The sequence below is a fragment of the Chitinophaga sp. 22308 genome (assembly GCF_052045305.1).
GTDB classification, from domain to species: Bacteria; Bacteroidota; Bacteroidia; order Chitinophagales; family Chitinophagaceae; genus Chitinophaga; species Chitinophaga varians_A.
Genome location: NZ_JBQEOP010000008.1, coordinates 161,321 through 180,764, shown reverse-complemented (window position 1 = coordinate 180,764; position 19,444 = coordinate 161,321). Strand labels below are relative to the sequence as shown.

The following is a 19,444-nucleotide window of genomic DNA, read 5'->3' as shown; positions in this document are numbered from 1 at the left end:
CCAAACCCAAATTCTCATCATTAAAGCAAACCCTCACATGAAAATTGTTAATTTATTTGCAGCTTGTATGCTCTTTGCCACGTTTATGTCCTGTAAAAGAGGAGAGTCCGTCCTTCAGGGTGGCCAGCCCTCGGCCACGGAAGGCGTCGTACCAAAATCTGTTATCAATGGACTGGTATTTGAACAACTCAACAAAACCGGTCGCTTCGACTGGAAAATGGTAAATGACAGTGTTGTATGGAGCGCCCTGGTACAGGGTGACAGCATCCTGTCTGTTGGCTTCCAGCCAGCCGGCACCGCTGACATCAGCCGGGAGATCGACAAAATCAACGTTAACGCCGGAAACTGGCAGGATGCACGTCAGCAGGTGTTAAACCTGATCAACGAAACAGAACAGTTTAAAGGAGACGCGAAACAGGAGAAAGGCCTGGTTACTTACCAGTCTCCCAAACTGCCGGTGTTTTATGTAAAAGCCAGCCGCTTTGCCACGGTGAAAGCGCTCCGCGCTTCTGCACTGGTAAGGTATGCAGAACCGGTGGGCTATGCGCGCTATATGCAGGTGAAACCCGCCTCCGGTGGTAGTGCGTCCGGAAGCTCCCTGCTCACTTTTGGCTGCGATTCCAACCTGGCCAATACGGCGCTGGTACCCGGTGTCGACTATACGGACATCACACCCGGCGCCAAGCAATCGTGGAACTATGTTAACCATAATATCCCGCAGGCATGGACCAAGTCTACCGGGGCTAACGTTAAGATCATGCTGATCGACACCGGTGTAAGCCCTACACAGGACAATCTTGGCGCCAACTTCAACCAGGGGGCTTCTTCCGGCCGTACCATCACAAAAATTGCCACCTGGCCGGGCGGTACACCTTCCGATGTTTGTGGTCACGGTACCAAAATGGCCGGTGTGATCGCAGCACCCCGCGGTGTTAGCGGCAGCAGCGCCGGTATCGCGTACAACGCCAGCCTGGTGACTGTACACGCAGCAGAAAACGTGGTGATCCTGTCCCCTGAATCTGTACAGGGTATCGGTGACGCCTATGTGATCGGTGGTGATGATGCTGCCGTTAAAATCATCAGCATGAGCATGGGTTCCCTGTTTTCTTTCGGTCACGTGACCGATGGTATCCGTTATGCCTATAACAAAGGCAAACTGATGTTCTGTGCAGCAGGTACTACCAACTCCACTTTCGGTCCTTTCCTCGGGGTGGTATACCCGGCTACTATGCCTGAAGTACAGGCGGTGACCGGCGTAAAAGACAATGGTACTTCTCCTTGCGAAGACTGTCACTCCGGCCGTGAAGTGGCATTCGATATCATTATGGAAAAATCCACCACCGGAAGAAATCCGCTTACTACCGCTGCTACCGGCAATGCGCCGTCAACAGTGGGTGGTTCTTCTGTGGCTACTGCCAGCTGTGCGGCTATTGCAGCGCTGGTATGGAGCAAATACCCCACTTATTCTCGTGACAGCATCTTAGCGCGCATGCGCCGTGCGTCCAGCTTCTACAACAACAAACACGGTCAGCTGGGCTGGGGCGTGGTAGATGCTCAGCAAGCGGTAGGAAACTAATATCGTTCAGTGGTCAGCTAAACAGCTATGGGACTGGTGCCTGCGGGCATCAGTCCCTTTTCTTTTTGAAGTACCCGCGGAACAGGAAGTTGTGCCGCACGGCTTCCAGGTCTTCTTTGAGTTTGATACTGGAAGAATCAAGGTTATTGAGCGTGTTGCGTAAATGTTCGGCGGTAGCTTTGTCGTTCAATAGTACCCCGGTTACGTGTTGCGGGTTGTTCAACGCTTCGCTGGCCTTTTTCAGGTTCTGGGAGAACAGCACCAGGGTGTCCATGGTCGCTTTGAGTTGAGCGATGCTTTCACTGATGTTTTCATAACTGGTCGTATCGTCCAGGAGACTGTTGACCAGCGTGCCGGACCGGTTAAGCCGGGAAGAGAAAGCGGAGAGGTCGCCCATTACTTTGCCGCTGCCGGTGTGTACCTTTGCCATGGCCCCTCGGGCGTCCCGGAGCGCGTATTGCAGGTTGCTGGCCATAGAGGAGTCGTTCAACAATGCTGTGAGCGTACCTTTGCCTGTCAGTATCCGCTGACTGACAGCTTTCAGGTTTTGAGTGATTTGCACCAGGTTTTTACTGGCGGAGTCCAGTACGTCCATCATATCGCCGGCGCCTGCGATGCTTGACAGGTAGCCGTTGTCGGCGATGAGCGGCGCTGAGGCGGAGCCGCCCGAGATCATGATGATCTTGTTGCCAATCAGCCCGTCAGTGCCCAGTTTGGTATGGGAATCCCGGCGGATGTGTTTTCTGGCTTTTGTTTCGATGCTCATAGTGACCAACACCCGGCCATCATCTGTGATATCGATACTTTTGATGATACCGATCTTGACGCCGGCAAACCACACGTTGTCGCCCACCTTCAGGCCGTTGACATCGGTCATTACTGTCTTTGCCGGGAATTTTCGCTCAAACGACTTATGTTGCTCTCCTAACATCAATATGGCGGTGGCCAGTATGGCGACTGCCAGTACTGAAAAGATGCTTACAATAAGCAGCTGCCTGTTTTTGCCCGCTTTCATGTGTCAACGATGAAATTGTAATCGTAGAATTTTTTAGCTTCTGCATCGCCACTTTGAAACACCTCTTCAAACGAACCTTCCACACAGAATTTACCGTCTGAAATCAGGGCCACTCTGTCGCCTGTGCTTTTGGCACAGGTGAGGTCATGGGTGATGATCACTGCGCTGGTGCGGTATGTCTGCTGCACCTCGTTGATCAGGGTATTGATATCACCGGAGGTCACGGGGTCCAGCCCTGCGGTTGGTTCGTCGTATAACATAATATCCGGGTGCAGGATCAGGGTACGGGCAATGCCGACCCTCTTCTTTTGCCCGCCAGACAGCTCCGCCGGCATCTTGTCAATGGACTGTTCCAGTCCTACATTCTTTAATACCTCCCGGATAGCGGCGTCCCTTTCTTCATGGGTGAGATGAGCACTGTTTCTGACCAGCGGGAATTCCAGGTTTTCCCGTACGGTCATACTGTCGTATAGTGCGCTGCCCTGGTAGAGAAATCCTATTTTCAGCCGCAGTTGTTGTAAGGCCCCTGGCGACAGCTGGTCTATCTCCTCGCCGGCCACGCGTATGGTACCGCTATCAGGTTTCAACAGCCCTGCGATGAGTTTGATCAGCACAGATTTCCCGCTGCCCGAACGGCCCAGTACCACTACGTTTTCCCCTTTGTAAAGATCGAGGTCCATCCCCGTCAGCACATCGATGGTGTCAAAAGATTTATACAGTCCCCGTATACGGATGACGGCGTTTTGTTTATCGATATCGGCCGGTGGTTTTCTCATGACTGGTAACTTTAAGAGGGCCTGAATTGATTCACGATCTGAACGATGATCATTTCTTCAATAAAGATGAGAAACATGGAAATGACCACCGCCACGTTGGCGGCCTTGCCTACGCCCTGAGTGCCTTTGGCCGCGTTATATCCCTGGTAACAACCGGTGATGCTGATCGTAAAACCATATACCACTGATTTGATAAGAGACGCAGTGATGTCGAGAAAAGAGATGCTGGAAAAACCATGCTGAAAGAATGCTGCGAAACTGGTGTCTTCGTGCTGGTGTACATTGAGATAGGAGCCCAGCAGCCCGACAAACGCCATATAACACACCAGCAGGGGGTTCATGAGCGTAGTGGCCACCACGCGGCTGACCACCAGGAATTTAAAGGGGTTGGTGGCAGAAACCTCCATGGCTTCAATTTGTTCCGTTACTTTCATGGAGCCCAGTTCCGCGCCAATGTTGGAGCCTACTTTCCCGGCAACGATCAGGGAGGTGATCAGCGGCGCCAATGCCCGGACGATAGCAATGGAAATAAGTCCCGGCAGCCACGAGGTGGCGCCAAATTCCGCCAGGGACGGCCGCGACTGGTTCGTGAATACCATCCCGGTGATAAACCCCGTCAGCGATACAAGCGCAAAGGATTTATAACCAACGTTGTAACATTGTTTGACCGTTTCCCTGAACTCGTAAGGGGGCCGGAAAACTTCTGCAAAGAACCGGAGTATAAACCGGCAGACGTTGTATACATCCGTCAACACCGTGATGTGTAACTTATTGTATAATGTATACTTGTGTGGGGCCGGGGACCGCATATATACATATTTTACCACAAAGCTAACTGCTTGCCGTGCCCTGCCCAATGATCAGAATCAAACCGGAGGCTGACAACTGTCAGCATTTGCCCGGCGGGTTCTTTCTACCTTTTCACCACTAAAATGTGGTATATGAAAATGAAAACAATCATCGTGGCAACTGACTTTTCACAGGTGGCCCGGAACGCGGCTTTTTATGCGGCAGACATGGCCAAAGCACTGGGTAAACAGGTAGTGTTGCTGCACGTGTATACGTTGCCGATATCCCCTGCTGAGGTGCCGCTGGCCTTTGATCCGGACAGGATACTGCAGGATGTCCAGGAAGAGATGAACAAACTGAAGCAACAGCTGACAGAAAGAACGGAAGAAAAGGTACCGGTTGAAGTGGTGGTGAAAATGGGGACCTTTTATACCGAGTTGCTGACACTCTGTGAACGGATGGGGCCTTATGCCGTTATCATGGGCAGCCAGGGCACTACCGCCACAGAAAGGCTTTTCCTGGGAGGGCATACCGCCTATGCCATGCGCCATTTACAATGGCCGTTAATAACGGTTCCGCCTGAACGTAGTTTTGAAGGCATTAAAAAAATTGGCCTGGCATGCGATTTTAATGACGTGGAAGAAACAGTCCCTGTGCAACGTATAGAGCAGTTTGCAGGGGATTTTCATGCGGAACTACATGTGCTTAACGTGGAAAACAAGCGGGACGCCACACCGGCAGTAGTGCGCCAGTCAAATGTATTACATGATATATTGCAGTCTATGGCACCTCATTACCACTACAGCGTACACCCTAAAACCGACGAAGGTATTATGGAAGCAGCCAAAGAACTGGAGCTGGATTTGCTGGTTGTATTACCGAAGCAGCATGACCTGTTGCATAGTTTAATGCATAAAAGCCATACCCGGCACCTGACAAGACATTGCCCTGTGCCGTTGATGGCATTACAACAATAAATTCAATAGCGGGTGACCAATGCGATATGCTGGTGTTCTCGCAAGGTGTCCTTATCAGCAAAAAGCACATCTCCGTTTTTAAGGAGCACTGTTTTAATAATATCATCCACCGCATCTGCTATGGTGCGGTGGGCGAGTTTGGGCGCCTTCAGATAGAATTTCCCCGCTTTGTCCCCGATAAAACCGGCGCAGGCGTAATCTTTTTCCACCAGTAATTTCAGTCCTTTACCATCCTGTGCAGCGCGCCATACATTCTTGATGCCATCGATCATGTGTTTGGGCCAGGTTTTCTCTACCAGCTGAGACACACTGTCTGCCTCTTTCTGGTCGATCCATCTTCTGACAACTCCCCAGCACTTATCGGCCAGTTTTTTTAATCCTGTATGTGCATAATTACCAGGGACCTCTCCGATTAGATGTTGTTTATGTTCCGTTACTTCCCGGAACAAGGCGCAGTCTTTTTCCGGGCCGGCTATTATTAAAAGCCTTTCGTTAAGCAGCCCTTTTAAACGCCGGTCAGCTTCCCGGTAGAAGTCCCTGAGGCGAATGGCCTGTAATGCGGACTTGTCTTTTTCAAAGCTTTTGGTGCCTTCATATCCGCCATGCGAAGTGAGCTGTGCCGGCTTCGCATATTCGTAGTCATTTTTAAAGTGCAGGGGAAACACCCCGTCAGATACGGCCTGCAACTCGTTTAGCCTGCCCATGTAACATTCTGCCGCCTTCCCGTTGATATGTAACAGGACGTACCCTGAAGCATAATGCTCCAGGTACAGCAGTTCACGTATACAAAAAGAATCACTGAGATGAATTTTTTCTTCTACCGGAAAAGGAAACAGGAACTGCCGGGCGCCACTGGCAGACACATAAATGCCAAGGCCTGCCGCATCGGTATGATAATTTTTTTCAAACAGCGTATACTGTTCTTCTAAGGCTGACTTTAACTGCGCCGCCTGCGCCGGATAAGTATTTTCAATATACTCTTCCGCTTCCTTCACAACTTTTTTTATCTGGGTGGTCACCGCTTTTCTGCTCTGTGATGAACCGTTTTGAAGCGGGATGATCAGTGACAGGCAGGGTGGTATTGCGTGAGCCTGCATTGCAGATAGTTTCTCGGATAACATGATACAAAGTTTTACGTTGATGAGATCTTTAAGGCATATCGGCCTCTTTATCAAAAGTAGCAAGAAGCACCGCCTGTAATGATGATACAGATCATGGACGGATTTGATACCTGTCATTGATGAAGACCCGCCTTTGCTGTAATTTGTCGTACAGCAAATACGAATGCACATGCCTTGTCGCACTTCGACTGCATGCAACTGGGAGTGACGATTGCACGCAGAGGCGGGTGTAAAAAGGAAGCAATCCTAAATACCTGTTCGTGGCGGGAGATATTACAGTTTAGAAACAAAGAGCGAAAAAATTCCCCGAAATCATTAGCTTTGACGGACAAAGGGCCGGTATGTCCGCTGCAAGCTTCACCTGTGACCGGCCCGGTGAAGTGTTAACCATTGCAGCCTGATTGTTCAAAGAATGCAGCTAATACATCCATGAAGCAAAATGAAAAAATTACGAAAGCTTATTTCGCTTTTTTAGATAAACACATCGCTGAAGTGATCAGCGGTGAGGCGCCGGAGTTCCTGGAACTTAATCAGATTGCTTCCGCGCTGTTTGTGTCCCATGCTCATTTGACGGCCACCATTCAGCAAACCATGGGACATCACCCCTGTCATTTTTATGATCAGAAGATCGTGGATGCTGCCCGGAAAATGCTGGCCGAAACAGATAAGCCGGTAGCGGAGATAGCGAATGTGTTAACCTACGATCCTTCTAATTTCTCGAAGTTTTTTAAGAAGATGACAGGGCAAACACCCGGACAGTACCGCGAATCTGTAAGATAGACGCCGCTTTTCCAAAATTCCTGAAAGTTCACCATGCCGGGGGATAAGATTTGTTGACCTTTATCCCATCGTTAAACATTCTTTAAAAAAGTAATCATGGGAAGAAACGATTTAAAAGGAAAAGTTGTGCTCATTGCAGGCGGGGCAAAGAACCTGGGTGGTCTGCTGAGCAGGGAGATCGCAAAAAAAGGGGCTAAAATAATCATCCATTTCAACAGTGCCTCTACCAAAGCGGACGCAGATAAAACACTGGAAGATATTCAGGCTGCCGGTGGGGAAGCCGTCCTGTTCCAGGCAGATCTCACCAAAGTGGAAAATATCCGTAGCCTCTTTCAGGAAGCCCGCAAACAATGGGGCGGTATTGATATCGCCATCAATACAGTGGGCAAGGTATTAAAGAAACCATTCTCCGATACTACGGAAGCGGAGTATGACAGCATGTTTGATATCAACTCCAAAGTGGCTTATTTCTTTATACAGGAAGCAGGTAAACAACTGAATGATAACGGTAAAATCTGTACTATCGTAACTTCTTTGCTGGCAGCATATACAGGTCTGTATTCCACTTATGCAGGTGGTAAAGCACCGGTGGAACACTATACCCGCGCCGCCTCCAAAGAATATGGCGGCCGTGGTATTTCCGTGACGGCCGTAGCGCCCGGCCCAATGGACACGCCTTTTTTCTACGGACAGGAAACAGATGATGCGGTGGCTTACCACAAATCCGCTTCAGCGTTGGGCGGACTGACGAAGATCGAAGACATCGCGCCGCTGGTGGAGTTCCTCGTCACTGATGGCTGGTGGATCACCGGGCAAACGATATTTGCCAACGGTGGGTATACAACAAGATAGTGTAATGGTCATCCACAGTATAAAAAAAAATCCCGCTTTGCCACTGGGCGATGCGGGATTCGTTTATCCGTGACCGTTTGCTTATTTTTTTGTCAGCGCGGACATCGTAGGGGCGGTGGCTGCGTACACCTGTTTGCCGCTTTTATAGGTAGATAACACGTTTACACTGTATCGAAGTGTCTCCGGTTTTACCTTGACCGGGTCATGGCTTAATACCACAATGTCTGCCCTGTAGCCATTCAACAGTTTTCCTTTGGTGGAATCTTCTCCCCATTGATAGGCTGCTTCCGTGGTGATGGCTTTTAAGGCGTCATATACAGATACGTGCTGATCATAACCGAGCAATACGCTGTCCAGCGTGCGGCGGTTGACGGCTGCATGTACGGCTGTCAGCAGATCTGGCGGTGTGATCGGTGAATCTGTGTGGATGGTGTAGTGCAGCCCTCTTTTTTTAGCATCCCCCAACGGCGCAATACGGTCCGCACGAGGAGAGCCAAGCACCTGGCTGAGATACCAGTCGCCCCACAGATACACATGTGTAGGGAAGAAGCTCTCCATAACAGGGCCTGCCAGCGCTTTCATGGCGTCTATCTGTTCCGGACGGGTGATCTGTGAGTGAATGATCACACAAGGCGTTTGGAGGCTGTCCAGGTCCTTTTTGGCTTTTAATGTCTGGAAGATACTGAGCACCATGTCGATGGCGGAGTCACCATTACAATGCACATGTACCGGCATTTTCAGGTTTTTAGTCACACTGTCTATTTTGCGCATTGCATCTGCATAACGATAGATAGGCTGTCCCTTGTAGGTAACGTCTTGTCCTACAGGCGGCTTTTTGTAAGGCTGGGACAGATAGGCGTCTTTGCCTTGCGGTGAACCATCGAAGGTGAATTTGACAGCCCCTATTTTAAAATGGTTTTGGTAATTGGGATAGTAAGCTGCCAGTTCACCCAGGTTGCTGTTCTGATCATAGTCCGGCAACACAATGAAGTCTCCTGTCAGTTTATTTGCTTTGCTGGCGCCCAGGATAAGCTGCACAGTGCTGGCGTCCGCCCTGCCTTCGCAGATAGTGGTGATGCCATATTTGAACCATTCTTTTTCTGCCTGTAGCAACCGGGATACGGCACTGTCCAGCATGATCTTTTTGGCGGCATCTGTTGTGGTGCCGGCGGTAGCTGATCCCATACCTATTTCAATGGCCCTGACGTTGGCATTTTCCGTGAGTAAACCGGTGACAACACCCTTCTCCTTGGCAATCACGCCGCCAGCTATGGAGTCGGAGGGGGTCTGGTTGGTGATGCCCATCATAGACAGCAGTTTGGTATTGGCAACGCCCATATGCCCGCTCACATGCATGATGTAAATGGGATGGGTGGTGGAAATACGGTCAAGCAGATAACGGGTGGGCTGTAGATTGCCTTTTAACTTCGAATCGTCGTAGTTATTGCCCATCACCACGGTAGTGAGGTCGTTCTCCCTGAGATTTTTGCTGTTGAAATAGGTTTTCATGACAGATTCAAGAGTTAACGTATCATTGACATTCCCATAGGGGCGGGCGGAGAGATCGGCCAGTGGGAGCGTCATGGCAAAGAGCCCGACGTGCGCGTGCGCGTCAATGAAGGCTGGCATGATCAGCGCGGAATCGCCGTACTCAATCACTTTGGTATGGCCTTCTTTGAAATGTTTGGCCTTCGCTTCGTCGAAACTGCCAACGAAAATGATAGTACTGTCGCGGATGGCAACGCATTCTTCCAGTTTAGCGGAGTCTTTTTCGTTCATGGTGCGCACATGGCCTTTGAGAATTTCGTCGGCGATCTGCGTGTTGTCCTGACAACGGGAAAAGATTAATAGGGTCAATAATGATAGTAAGAGGTGTAAGGGTGTTTTTTTCATGGTTGGTTATTTTGCCTGCAGGTTAAACAGCGCAGGGATAAATTTGTTCGCATCTCCCCGAAAAATATTTAATATTGGGCCTAAATCAGGGTCATGGCGGTTTCTATTGAAACGTTACAAAATCTGTTACAACAATTGAATACGGTGCCGGCGACAGATATGGCGCCTTTGTTTGCCGCTACGCGGCAGGTGAAACTGGATGCGGGAGAAACGTATATCCGTGAAGGTGATACTGCCAGGAAACTGGCTTATCTTGAAAAAGGCATTATCCGCGCGTATGCGGTGAGGAATAACGGAGACGAAGCTACGTTGTTTCTCCGCTGGGAGGGGCAGTTTATCGCGTCACATGATACGATCATTCGTCAACGGCCGTCCCGCTTTATTTACCGGGCGCTGGAAGATACCGTAGTGGTGGAGATAGACTACGAACAGCTGGACAGGGTATTGCGGGAAAATCCCCGCCTGGAACCGTTGCGAAGCCATTTTCTGCAGCTTATGCTGGCGGAAGCGCTGGATTCCATAGAATCTTTTGTGACGCTGTCGCCGGAAGAACGTTACCTGCAATTACTGGAAAGCCGTGGCGATATCGTGAACCGCGTGCCCGATAAATATATTGCCTCGATGCTGGGCGTTACGCCGGTTTCGTTGAGCCGTATCCGGAAGAGAATACACAGCCGGGGAAAACAATAGCACCGGAAATTAACCTTTGTTAATGCCATTTCTTATCCTTTGTTAACCGATGAATACCGGTGTGGCGGCTAATTTTGGGTCGTATTTCATTCAAAAACGACCTGGAAAAATGCAAATATTGACAGAAGCACTGGCCCGTATTTTCAGTCTCTCCGCACTGCGCTATTTTTTGATGGCAGGCATCCCTTTTACTATTTTCTATTTGATATATCCTGCGAGCTTTAAAAAGCAGAAAATCCAACGGAAGGAGGCTTCCCGAAAGGACTTTTTCCGTGAGATATGGCATTCCATGCAGACCACCCTCGTGTTCACCGTTATCTCGGTGATGCTGCTGTTTACTCCGGCCCGCCAGTTTACACAGTTGTACCGGCATATCGATGATTATCCCCTGTGGTACATGGGCGTGAGCCTGGTGCTGAGCCTGGTGGTACATGATACCTATTTTTATTGGATGCACCGGCTGTTGCACCATCCGAAACTTTTTAAGGCCACCCATCTGGTGCATCATAAAAGCACTAACCCTTCACCATGGACGTCCTACAGTTTCCATCTGCTGGAGGCTGTTGCAGAGGGAGGCGTACTGGTGGTGCTGGTTTGTATCATGCCCATGCACCCGCTGACAGTACTGTTATTTACCATTACCGGATTTATGATCAATGTGTACGGCCACCTGGGTTATGAGATAATGCCCCGCTGGTTCCGCCACAGCTGGTTGTTTCAGCTGCTCAATAGCTCCGTCCACCACAACCTGCACCATAGCCGTTTTAAAGGTAATTACGGCCTGTATTTCCGCATATGGGACCGGTTAATGGGCACGGAGCATCCGGACTATGTGAAGGAGTTTGACCGTATCCAGGCGCAGCGATTCGGGCAGCGGCCGGTTATTAGTGAAAGTAAAAAGCCAGTCCCTGTAATGGATTGCTAGGGAAGTATGGGTGCTGGTCATGCATCTCTGTGGCGAAGCGGAGAATAGAAAGGGCGCGTTCGCGGTCTGCTGCCGGAAGGGTGGCATACAGGGCCGTCGCTTTATTTCTCCACTGCTGCAGTGCAGACATACTGTAATCCCTGATACGCTGATCGGAATCAATAGTCCCCAGCATCAGATCAGCTGCTACTTTCCATCCACCTATACGGGAAAAAAAACGTAACATGGAAAGTTTAAGTTCCGAAGTTCCGTTCAGATAATGTTCCCTTGCCAGCTGAAGTATATTGTCGTTTGCCTGGTTGGTGAGATGATCTAAAATGGTCCGGCGCATTCCCGGTGCCGGATGGTCCATGTGTTCTATACAATAATCATAACATAACGAATCGTTCAGTTTTTTAAGCGCGGAAAAAGCTGCTTTTGCTACCCTGAGGATGTTATGTTGCAGGAAGGGCGTTATTATACCTGCATGATGGCGGGCATTCATCTCCGCCATTCCATTCAGTGAACCGACCAGTTGCTGCTGCTGTTGCAGCCGGTCCAAATAAATAGCGACGAAGTCAATATCCGCGCCCGCAAGATAATACCGGGCGAATTCCCTGACACCGGCAGCAGGATCGGCCACAAAGGGTATCAAAGAAAAACCAGGATCTTGTTGGTGTAATTTTCGAAGTACGGCCAGGCGGATGTGCGGGGACTTGTCTTTCAGCAATCCGGAGATATCCTCAGGCAGGAGGAGTGCCATGTGAGTTACCGCCACCTGTCTTACTAAGGGATAACGGTCGCCCATAAACATCAACAGTTCATTCCTGTGCGCATTACTTTCGGCCAAATGACGGGCCAGGAGCAGCCGGTGCTTAACCGGTAAACGGCGAAACAGATCTACCGATACACTCCGGGCGCGGCCGGTAAGATAATCCAGGATGATGCTCCGTATGCCTGTAAGATCAGCTCTTTCTACCTGCTGTAACTCCTCCAGTGCCGGCAGGCACATGATAAAAGCCTTTGCCTTGCCTGCGTGGAGATAAGCAATGACGGCCGTTTCAGCCGCCTGGCGGACGGGTTTTGCCCAGTCGGCCAGGCGGTGAAGCAGAAAGGGGAGTGCTTCGTCATTCACCATTTCTCCCAATTTCCGGACCGCTTTTTCCCGGACATAACCGTTGCAGTTGAGAGAACAGATCATCAGCAGGTAAGTAAGCCTGGACCGATCAAAAGTCACCTCGAAGAAATCAATATCCGACACGCTTATTTCACAATCGTTTAATGTCTGATATAACGGTCGTGGTGCTGTGTTTTGCCCGAATAAATAAATGATGGCATCACAAATAGCCGTTCTTACCGGTACGTTATGTGAAAGCTGCAATACCTTCAGAAGGTGGTAAATCAGCGAGGTGTAGCCCTGCACTTGTATCTGTTCCAGTGCATGCAGCCTGGCAGCAGTGTTACGGGAATGTTGAAGCGTCTGTATATGTGACCAGAAATCCATTATTATCGTTAGGGTTAAACCCCGCGAAGATATCATTTATTCCCCGGAATGCCGCGTAGGACTTCCCCTTCATTGGGCACCCTTATTCTCTTTTGTAATTTTTCTTTCGCTACATATTGACGAAGCTCAGCTTTCGTAAGGCTGCAATGGTTGATGGCGTCCATATGTACAGCCACCACGGTAGCGGCGGGCAACAGCTGCGTGATGGCTTTCAGTTCGCCGGTGGTCAGCGTCATGGTGATGCCGGGCGCCAGCACCGGGTTTTCACGGGTGAAGTGGCATTCGCCGGTGTTGGCGATCACGATGGGCGGCTTTGTAGCGAGGAGGGAGCTTTTCAGCAGATCGTCGAGGATGGCGTCGCCGGTGATGAAAACACCGCTGGCGCCGCTTTGCAGGTACCAGGAAGAAGAGATGCCGAAAGGCGGTTCCCCGTTGGCGCCAGGGTAGTGGCTGGACAGGTAGCGGTGAAATGAAATGCCCTGCCAGGTCATGGTGCTGTCAATGACCTGTGTATGGGTAAAGCCTTTTTCTTTCAGTTTGGCGTCATCTCCAGGCTGACAGAAGATGAGCATGTCTTTGGGCACATATTTCTCGGCTGCCATATCAAAATGATCGGGATGATAGTGGGTGAGCAGAATGGCATCCACGTTTTTCAGTACGCTGTCGCGATGAAAAGGCAGCCCGATCGTGGGGTTCTTCCTCTCATTGGAAAAGAAAATGGGTGGCTCTGTGCCTTCATCGGCCAGTACTGGGTCTATGAGCAGATGCTGCTGATGCATCGTGATCTTAACGGTAGCTTGCCGGATGAGTTGGATTTGTAACGGTTGTGCGATACTACTTACTGTCAGGGCGCTGATACAGGCGAGTATCAGTGGGATTACTTTTTTCATATGGTGCTGTTTTATTTGATGGTGTCAAAAGTATACCTTTATACCCTGCTGGATAAGTAGGCACTTTTCCGTTCCTTACTTACTTTTTGGTAGGTTTTGTGAAGCATCGCCGGAGGGCGTAAACAAATTTTTTTAAAAAAATATGAGAGACCCAAGATTACACTGTCCGCTGACGTTGGCAGTGAAGGCCATTAGCGGCAAATGGAAATTATATATACTCAGCATGTTGTCTGACGGTACGCCCAAACGGTATGGTGAACTGCTGAAGAGCACCTGCGAGAATCTCACGGAAAAAATGCTCACCAGTCAGTTGCGTGAGCTGGAGAAAGACGGTATCATCACCCGCAAGGTATATCCGGAAGTACCGCCAAGGGTGGAGTATATGCTGACCGAATCTGGAAGAAAGCTGTGTACTATTTTTGAGCCGTTGTATGAATGGGGCGTAGACTATATGAAAACACATCATCACGATCAGTTCGCGTGGCTGGAACTGGGCCGTAAAAAACTTGCCTGATACTGTTCAGGACTAATATATGATTGCAGGCCTCGCGGCCTGCAAAAAAAATTCTTTTTTTCTGTTCCTTTTTGTTATCTTCAAATATTCTCAAAATAATCGATGACTCATGCCAATTAACCCATACCATATAAAGTAATTCTCAACCCAAATTTGAACCCGTAAATCCTCCTTATGAAGAAGAAAACAGTTATTGGAAAAAAAATGTCTTTTAACAAGACCACTATTGCCCAACTGAACACCCATCAACAAGCCCAAATCGCTGGTGGTATGGCTATCATCACCAGAGAAATCAGGTGCTGGGAAACAAGAGACATATCCTGCGAAACAATCCCCTACACACAGGACGCATGTGTGATCTGCTAAACTGTAATGTACAACCGAAATTTGAACCCGTAAATCCTCCTTATGAAGAAGAAAACAGTTATCGGAAAAAAAATGTCTTTTAACAAGACAACTGTCGCTCAACTGAACGCACAACAGCAGGAGCAGCTCGCGGGTGGCATACCAACCACCACGGCCACTTACTCCAAGATCTGCCAGGAAACCCGTTACGCAAGCTGTAACACCTTCCCGTATACACAGGAACAGTGTGTATACTGCTAAGCTGAATTAGTCTTTTTTAATCCCGGGGGCAAACTGTCCTGGCGGCTGTAAAGCTGGCCAGCGGGGAGGTTTTGTCCTGCAGGCAATTTTAAATCTGAACTGTCTATCATTTATGAAAAAGAAAAAAGCAACTATTGAGCGCAAACTGTTGCTCAATAAAGCAACTATTGCTGCGCTGAATGCAGACCAGCAAAAAAAAATCGCCGGTGGCGCGATGTATATTACCCGGCCTATTGAATGTGAATCGTACGTGGAAACCTGTGTCACCGTGCATGTTCAAACCGGTCCCTGCGAAATCTGTTAAAATCCAATCTATATGAAAAAGAAAAAAATCTCCATCAACAGAAAACTGATGCTGGGCAAATCTCCCGTTGCATCCCTGAACAATCTTCAGCAGGAAATGGTCGCCGGTGGCATGGCTGCTACCCTGATTGTTAATTGTCCTTCCCGTGTGGAAACCTGTGCTACCGCGCCAAGTCCCACCCGGCCCTGCCAATTTTGTCAAACAGATACCACTATCTAAAAAAAACGGCACATGAAAAAGAAAAAAATCTCCATCGACAGGAAGTTGATGCTGGGCAAGTCTCCCATTGCGTCCCTGACTGGCAATCAACAGGAAATGATTGTTGGCGGTATACCGGTGACAAGAATTATCAACTGCACTTCCCGTGCGGAATCATGCGCCACCGCGCCAAGTCCTACCCGTCCATGTCAATTATGTCCTTAAAAAACACTACCCATGAAAAAGAAAAAACTGAGTGCCGAAAAGAAACTGTATTTCGGTAAATCTGCCGTGGCCGTGCTGTCCGGTGCTGAAGCAGGAAAACTGGCCGGTGGCATCCCTCCGGTAACGACAGACAAGAGGTGTTTTACCTACCTGGAAACCTGTATGACGTATCCTTATACAGTACCTGAATGTATCGCCTGCTAAGGCCATTTTTTAACCTGACATTCCATCATTGTATGAAAAAGAAAAAAATTGCCATCGACAGAAAAATGACGCTGGGAAAATCTTTCATCGCCTCTCTGAATGATGCACAGCAACAACAAATGGTTGGCGGTGTACGTATAACCCAATCAGTTACCTGTGTTTGCCCAACGCTCGATACTTCACCGCGGCCGACCCAACCTTGCGTACTTTGTAATACCACCGCTATCTAAAAAATACAGCTCATGAAAAAGAAAAACATTAACATCGGAAAGAAACTTTCCTTTAATAAGGAAACAATTGCCGCGCTGAACAGCAGCCAGCAGCAACTGATCGCCGGTGGCGCCACTTTCTTCACCTGCAACGCCAATTGCGAATCCAACATGGAAACCTGTGCCACTATTCAGCGTCCGGGTGGCCCGTGCGAATTATGCCCACCTATTCAATAGTTTTCTTATGAAAAAAGAAAAACACAGCCATCAGAAAAAAACTCTCCTTTAACAAGGACACTATCGCAACCCTGAGCGCTACACAGTTGCAGGTATTGGCGGGCGGTTCCAAAACCGTTACCAAACTCATTACCTGTACTTCCAACGGCGTTACCTGTGTAACGACAGCCAATACGGGCGTATGCGATAACTGCGCCTGATTTTTCACTGCCTGAAATTTTTTCTTATGAAAAAGAAGAACATTGTAATTGGAAAAAAACTCTCTTTCAACAAAGAGACCATTGCTGCGCTGAACATGGAACAGCAACAGCTAATCGCCGGCGGGGCAGCAACCACCATTTGCCCGACCAGGCCGGCCATCTGCAATACCGGATTGGACAAAACCTGTCCCACGATTCCTGATACCGGTCATCAATGCGTACGCTGCATGTAGTGGCTTATTTTTTCAATGTTATAAATCATTATCATGAAAAAGAAAATCTCCATCAGCAAAAAGCTGGCTTTCAACAAAGCGACCATCGCGGTGCTCTGCGATGCACAACGTAATATGATCGCCGGTGGCCGGGCGCCGATTACCAATCAGCCTAATTGCACTACGCTTATTGTTACCTGTGTTACCTCACCTTTTCCGGGCCAGCCCTGCGAAGAATGCAACGGGTAGTGTACAGATAAAAATATAATCTCCATCAGCCGCGCATTCCTCTGTGGTTGCGCGGCTTTTCAGTACTGTAAAAATGTTATTATGAAAAAGAAAATTTCTATCAGCAAAAAACTGGCTTTCAACAAAGCGACTGTCGCCATGCTTATTGATACGCAACACAACATAGTGGCCGGCGGAGCTAAATTTCAGCTAACCAAAGCCCCTGGTTGCGCAACCCTAATCATCGCTACCTGTTAGTGCCAGCATGAATCCTGACGGCACTGTATCATTTTTTTCAATATCTAAAAATACAGCCATGAAAAAGAAAATCTCCTTCAGCAAAAAACTGGACCTCAAAAAAGAAGCTATCGCTACGCTTAATGATACGCAACGTGCCATGGTAGCCGGTGGAGCTAAACTTCAGATTACCAAGACGCCCACTTGTGTAACTTTGGTCACGACCTCCTGCTAGTGCCGGTCTGTTCCTGGCTGTACCATTTCTCTGACATCTAAAAATACCGCCATGAAAAAGAAAATCGCTGTCAATAAAAAACTGGCCTTCACCAAAGCCACCGTAGCTGTACTTAACACCTCTCAACGTAATCAGATCGTTGGAGGTAAAGCATTTGAAACCAGTCCTTATAACTGTGCTACGCTTTATAATACCTGCGAAACTTCGCCGGGTACAACGCAGTCGTGCTGGCTGTGCGAGTAACATACCAACAGTATCAGAATGCCGCACTGCCTTTGGGTTTGTGCGGCTTTTTTAAAACAACCATACACAGAACACGTCATCTGGTAAATTTTCTCCCTTTTGATCAAAAAAAGTCCATATGTTCGCACATAGAATAAATGCGTTATGACGATGGCGGTCCGCACCGCCGGGTATTAAAAGTGAACAATGAGACATCTATCTTTCCTGTCGCGATGGGCCTGCCTTTTACTATGGCTGTTGGCTGGCAGCGACCTGCATGCACAAACGAATACCTCCTGGACGCCGGACAACGGCGACGGAACGTTCAAAAATCCATTGATGTGGGGCGACTGGCCCGATCCGGACATCATCCGGGTGGGTGACAAATTCTATTTTGTATCTACCAGTATGCATTATGTCCCAGGTTGCCCCATTGCTGTATCCAATGACCTGGTGAACTGGAAAATGGCGGGATACGCAGTGTCCCGTTATGAAGAAGACCCGCGTTATGACCTGAAAGGAGGCAATATGTACCTGAGCGGGTCCTGGGCGGCCACCATCCGTCATCACAATGGTCTTTTCTATGTCGGGTTCTGTACACCGGACATGGACGGCCGCAAAGGGCAGTTCTCCATGTGTACCGCCAAAAACATCGAAGGCCCCTGGACACGCACCATCTTCCCGGAATACCTCTATGATCCGGGCCTTTTCTTTGATGACGATGGAAAAGTATATGTGGTGCACGGTCAGCAAAAACTATTTATCACAGAGCTGAACAGCAACGCGTTGTCGGTAAAAACACCCCGGCGTGAGATTTATGACAACCGCGCCTTTCCTTACCTGGAAGGCTCCCATATGTATAAAGTCAACGGGAAATACTATATCCTGGGAAGCACCGGCGGTACCAGAGGCCGGCAGGTATGTCTGCGGTCCGACAGCATATACGGCCCTTACGAATCGAAAGTGGTGATACAGGACGATCACACCTACCCTGGCAATGGACTGCATCAGGGCGGGATGGTACAGCTGCAGAACGGCGACTGGTGGTTTATCATCATGCAGGACCGTGGTCCCATTGGACGCGTGCCCAACCTCGAACCGGTAACCTGGGTGGATGGCTGGCCTATGTTAGGCACCGGCGGCAAAGGGGTGGACACTTTCCCGAAGCCCGCTGTGGGTAAAACCTATCCGGTATCAGTGCCGGCCACAACGGACGAATTCAACAACAAAACGCTGGGATTGCAGTGGCAGTGGAACCACAACCCTGACAATAACAAGTGGTCGCTTACCCAAAGACCGGGGTATCTCCGGTTGTATGCCGGCAAAGCCCGCAATCTCATGGAGGCGCGCAATACACTGACGCAGCGCGTGGAAGGGCCTTATTCGGAAGGCACGGCATTGCTCGACCTCTCCGGCCTGAAGCAGGGAGATATAGCCGGATTAGGCGTGTTCCAGTCGCCCTATGCGTATATTGGTGTCCGTTATAACGGAAAAAAACGGGAGCTCGTGATGGTAAATGCCGACAGCACGGTGACGGCTATGCCCTGCACATATTCAAAAATATGGCTGAAGGCCATGGTACGGGAGAAGGATTTCACGGCAACATTTGCCTATAGCTATGACGGCAAACATTTTACCATCATCGGTAATCAACTGAAAATGGGACTGGGGCTGGATTGGACGGCCAACCGCTTTGCACTGTTTCTTTTTAATACAGACCTGAACAGCCCGGAAAGTACTGGTTATGCGGATTTCGATTGGTTCCGCCGGTAGGGTTGCAAAGTTTATTTTCTTTATGCAGGAGGCATTAGCTTCCTGCATTTTTTTTTGAAGACATTTTCCAATC

General features: G+C 49.2%; 28 protein-coding genes and 1 pseudogene. 22 read left to right on the top strand and 7 right to left on the bottom strand.

Going from position 1 to position 19,444, the window contains the following annotated elements; all coding sequences use genetic code 11:
• The first annotated feature begins 37 nt into the window (after positions 1-37).
• Positions 38-1,576, top strand: a complete 1,539-nt coding sequence (locus tag ACTJJS_RS29345; RefSeq protein ID WP_440667169.1) for a S8 family peptidase — start codon at positions 38-40, stop codon at positions 1,574-1,576.
• 49 nt (positions 1,577-1,625) lie between these two features.
• On the opposite strand, the gene ACTJJS_RS29340 is transcribed toward ACTJJS_RS29345, so the two are convergent.
• Genes ACTJJS_RS29340 through ACTJJS_RS29330 form a run of 3 tightly spaced genes read right to left on the bottom strand, consistent with a single transcriptional unit; the run spans position 1,626 to position 4,176 of the window.
• Positions 1,626-2,591 carry an MlaD family protein gene (locus ACTJJS_RS29340; RefSeq protein WP_440667167.1) on the bottom strand — a complete coding sequence of 322 codons (966 nt, stop codon included), beginning with the start codon at positions 2,589-2,591 and terminating at the stop codon, positions 1,626-1,628.
• Complete coding sequence (locus ACTJJS_RS29335) at positions 2,588-3,367, bottom strand: ABC transporter ATP-binding protein (RefSeq protein ID WP_440667166.1); 780 nt, start codon at positions 3,365-3,367, stop codon at positions 2,588-2,590. The genes ACTJJS_RS29340 and ACTJJS_RS29335 overlap by 4 nt, the downstream gene beginning before the upstream one ends.
• An 11-nt stretch (positions 3,368-3,378) precedes the next feature.
• The gene (locus tag ACTJJS_RS29330; protein ID WP_343745936.1) at positions 3,379-4,176 is read right to left on the bottom strand and encodes an MlaE family ABC transporter permease; all 798 of its coding nucleotides are present in this window, start codon (positions 4,174-4,176) and stop codon (positions 3,379-3,381) included.
• Between the two features lie 132 nt (positions 4,177-4,308).
• Between ACTJJS_RS29330 and ACTJJS_RS29325 the strand changes: the two genes are divergently transcribed.
• Positions 4,309-5,133, top strand: coding sequence for a universal stress protein (locus tag ACTJJS_RS29325; protein WP_440667164.1), 825 nt, complete (start codon positions 4,309-4,311; stop codon positions 5,131-5,133).
• Between the two features lie 2 nt (positions 5,134-5,135).
• On the opposite strand, the gene ACTJJS_RS29320 is transcribed toward ACTJJS_RS29325, so the two are convergent.
• A complete protein-coding gene (locus tag ACTJJS_RS29320) occupies positions 5,136-6,230 on the bottom strand; it encodes a baeRF3 domain-containing protein (RefSeq protein WP_440667162.1) in 1,095 nt (364 codons plus the stop codon).
• A gap of 453 nt (positions 6,231-6,683) precedes the next feature.
• On the opposite strand from ACTJJS_RS29320, the gene ACTJJS_RS29315 reads away from it, so the two are divergent.
• Both ACTJJS_RS29315 and ACTJJS_RS29310 read left to right on the top strand, forming a co-directional pair.
• On the top strand, positions 6,684-7,034 hold the full coding sequence (locus ACTJJS_RS29315) for a helix-turn-helix domain-containing protein (protein ID WP_440667160.1): 351 nt from the start codon (positions 6,684-6,686) through the stop codon (positions 7,032-7,034).
• A gap of 96 nt (positions 7,035-7,130) precedes the next feature.
• On the top strand, positions 7,131-7,886 hold the full coding sequence (locus tag ACTJJS_RS29310; protein WP_168873659.1) for an SDR family oxidoreductase: 756 nt from the start codon (positions 7,131-7,133) through the stop codon (positions 7,884-7,886).
• Positions 7,887-7,967: 81 nt separating this feature from the next.
• Here ACTJJS_RS29310 and ACTJJS_RS29305 read toward each other — a convergent pair whose 3' ends face one another.
• Positions 7,968-9,779, bottom strand: coding sequence for an amidohydrolase (locus ACTJJS_RS29305; RefSeq protein ID WP_440667158.1), 1,812 nt, complete (start codon positions 9,777-9,779; stop codon positions 7,968-7,970).
• 93 nt (positions 9,780-9,872) lie between these two features.
• On the opposite strand from ACTJJS_RS29305, the gene ACTJJS_RS29300 reads away from it, so the two are divergent.
• Together ACTJJS_RS29300 and ACTJJS_RS29295 are read left to right on the top strand one after the other, a co-directional pair.
• On the top strand, positions 9,873-10,469 hold the full coding sequence (locus ACTJJS_RS29300) for a Crp/Fnr family transcriptional regulator (protein ID WP_440667156.1): 597 nt from the start codon (positions 9,873-9,875) through the stop codon (positions 10,467-10,469).
• Positions 10,470-10,578: 109 nt separating this feature from the next.
• Positions 10,579-11,394 carry a sterol desaturase family protein gene (locus ACTJJS_RS29295; protein ID WP_440667155.1) on the top strand — a complete coding sequence of 272 codons (816 nt, stop codon included), beginning with the start codon at positions 10,579-10,581 and terminating at the stop codon, positions 11,392-11,394.
• Here the strand turns inward: ACTJJS_RS29295 and ACTJJS_RS29290 are convergent.
• Both ACTJJS_RS29290 and ACTJJS_RS29285 read right to left on the bottom strand, forming a co-directional pair.
• Entirely contained in the window at positions 11,354-12,877 is a 1,524-nt protein-coding gene (locus tag ACTJJS_RS29290) for a hypothetical protein (protein ID WP_440667153.1), read from the bottom strand. The genes ACTJJS_RS29295 and ACTJJS_RS29290 overlap by 41 nt on opposite strands.
• A gap of 32 nt (positions 12,878-12,909) precedes the next feature.
• Entirely contained in the window at positions 12,910-13,767 is an 858-nt protein-coding gene (locus tag ACTJJS_RS29285; RefSeq protein WP_440667151.1) for an MBL fold metallo-hydrolase, read from the bottom strand.
• 142 nt (positions 13,768-13,909) lie between these two features.
• Here ACTJJS_RS29285 and ACTJJS_RS29280 point away from each other — a divergent pair, with 142 nt between their 5' ends.
• From ACTJJS_RS29280 to ACTJJS_RS29205, 16 genes and pseudogenes are all read left to right on the top strand, one after another.
• Positions 13,910-14,281, top strand: a complete 372-nt coding sequence (locus ACTJJS_RS29280) for a winged helix-turn-helix transcriptional regulator (RefSeq protein ID WP_168873665.1) — start codon at positions 13,910-13,912, stop codon at positions 14,279-14,281.
• 174 nt (positions 14,282-14,455) lie between these two features.
• A complete protein-coding gene (locus ACTJJS_RS29275; RefSeq protein WP_168873666.1) occupies positions 14,456-14,647 on the top strand; it encodes a class I lanthipeptide in 192 nt (63 codons plus the stop codon).
• Between the two features lie 42 nt (positions 14,648-14,689).
• Positions 14,690-14,887 (top strand): class I lanthipeptide, encoded by a 198-nt coding sequence (locus ACTJJS_RS29270; RefSeq protein ID WP_168873667.1) that lies wholly within the window; start codon positions 14,690-14,692, stop codon positions 14,885-14,887.
• A gap of 112 nt (positions 14,888-14,999) precedes the next feature.
• Positions 15,000-15,191 carry a class I lanthipeptide gene (locus tag ACTJJS_RS29265; protein WP_440667148.1) on the top strand — a complete coding sequence of 64 codons (192 nt, stop codon included), beginning with the start codon at positions 15,000-15,002 and terminating at the stop codon, positions 15,189-15,191.
• Between the two features lie 12 nt (positions 15,192-15,203).
• The gene (locus ACTJJS_RS29260) at positions 15,204-15,410 is read left to right on the top strand and encodes a class I lanthipeptide (RefSeq protein WP_440667146.1); all 207 of its coding nucleotides are present in this window, start codon (positions 15,204-15,206) and stop codon (positions 15,408-15,410) included.
• A 12-nt stretch (positions 15,411-15,422) separates the two neighbouring features.
• Positions 15,423-15,614: a class I lanthipeptide gene (locus tag ACTJJS_RS29255; RefSeq protein ID WP_168873670.1), complete on the top strand. Its 192-nt coding sequence runs from the start codon at positions 15,423-15,425 to the stop codon at positions 15,612-15,614.
• A gap of 12 nt (positions 15,615-15,626) precedes the next feature.
• Positions 15,627-15,818, top strand: coding sequence for a class I lanthipeptide (locus ACTJJS_RS29250; protein WP_440667144.1), 192 nt, complete (start codon positions 15,627-15,629; stop codon positions 15,816-15,818).
• Between the two features lie 32 nt (positions 15,819-15,850).
• Positions 15,851-16,048, top strand: coding sequence for a class I lanthipeptide (locus ACTJJS_RS29245; protein ID WP_343745945.1), 198 nt, complete (start codon positions 15,851-15,853; stop codon positions 16,046-16,048).
• A gap of 12 nt (positions 16,049-16,060) precedes the next feature.
• A complete protein-coding gene (locus ACTJJS_RS29240; RefSeq protein ID WP_168873673.1) occupies positions 16,061-16,264 on the top strand; it encodes a class I lanthipeptide in 204 nt (67 codons plus the stop codon).
• Between the two features lie 23 nt (positions 16,265-16,287).
• Positions 16,288-16,464, top strand: a pseudogene (locus ACTJJS_RS29235) (class I lanthipeptide); the annotation flags it as partial.
• Positions 16,465-16,490: 26 nt separating this feature from the next.
• Positions 16,491-16,697: a class I lanthipeptide gene (locus ACTJJS_RS29230; protein ID WP_168873675.1), complete on the top strand. Its 207-nt coding sequence runs from the start codon at positions 16,491-16,493 to the stop codon at positions 16,695-16,697.
• 33 nt (positions 16,698-16,730) lie between these two features.
• Entirely contained in the window at positions 16,731-16,925 is a 195-nt protein-coding gene (locus ACTJJS_RS29225; protein WP_168873676.1) for a class I lanthipeptide, read from the top strand.
• Between the two features lie 81 nt (positions 16,926-17,006).
• A complete protein-coding gene (locus ACTJJS_RS29220; protein ID WP_440667141.1) occupies positions 17,007-17,162 on the top strand; it encodes a class I lanthipeptide in 156 nt (51 codons plus the stop codon).
• A gap of 58 nt (positions 17,163-17,220) precedes the next feature.
• Positions 17,221-17,376: a class I lanthipeptide gene (locus ACTJJS_RS29215; RefSeq protein ID WP_440667140.1), complete on the top strand. Its 156-nt coding sequence runs from the start codon at positions 17,221-17,223 to the stop codon at positions 17,374-17,376.
• Between the two features lie 51 nt (positions 17,377-17,427).
• Positions 17,428-17,619, top strand: a complete 192-nt coding sequence (locus ACTJJS_RS29210) for a class I lanthipeptide (protein ID WP_168873678.1) — start codon at positions 17,428-17,430, stop codon at positions 17,617-17,619.
• A gap of 186 nt (positions 17,620-17,805) precedes the next feature.
• Positions 17,806-19,371 carry a glycoside hydrolase family 43 protein gene (locus ACTJJS_RS29205; RefSeq protein ID WP_440667138.1) on the top strand — a complete coding sequence of 522 codons (1,566 nt, stop codon included), beginning with the start codon at positions 17,806-17,808 and terminating at the stop codon, positions 19,369-19,371.
• The last annotated feature ends 73 nt before the right edge of the window (positions 19,372-19,444 follow it).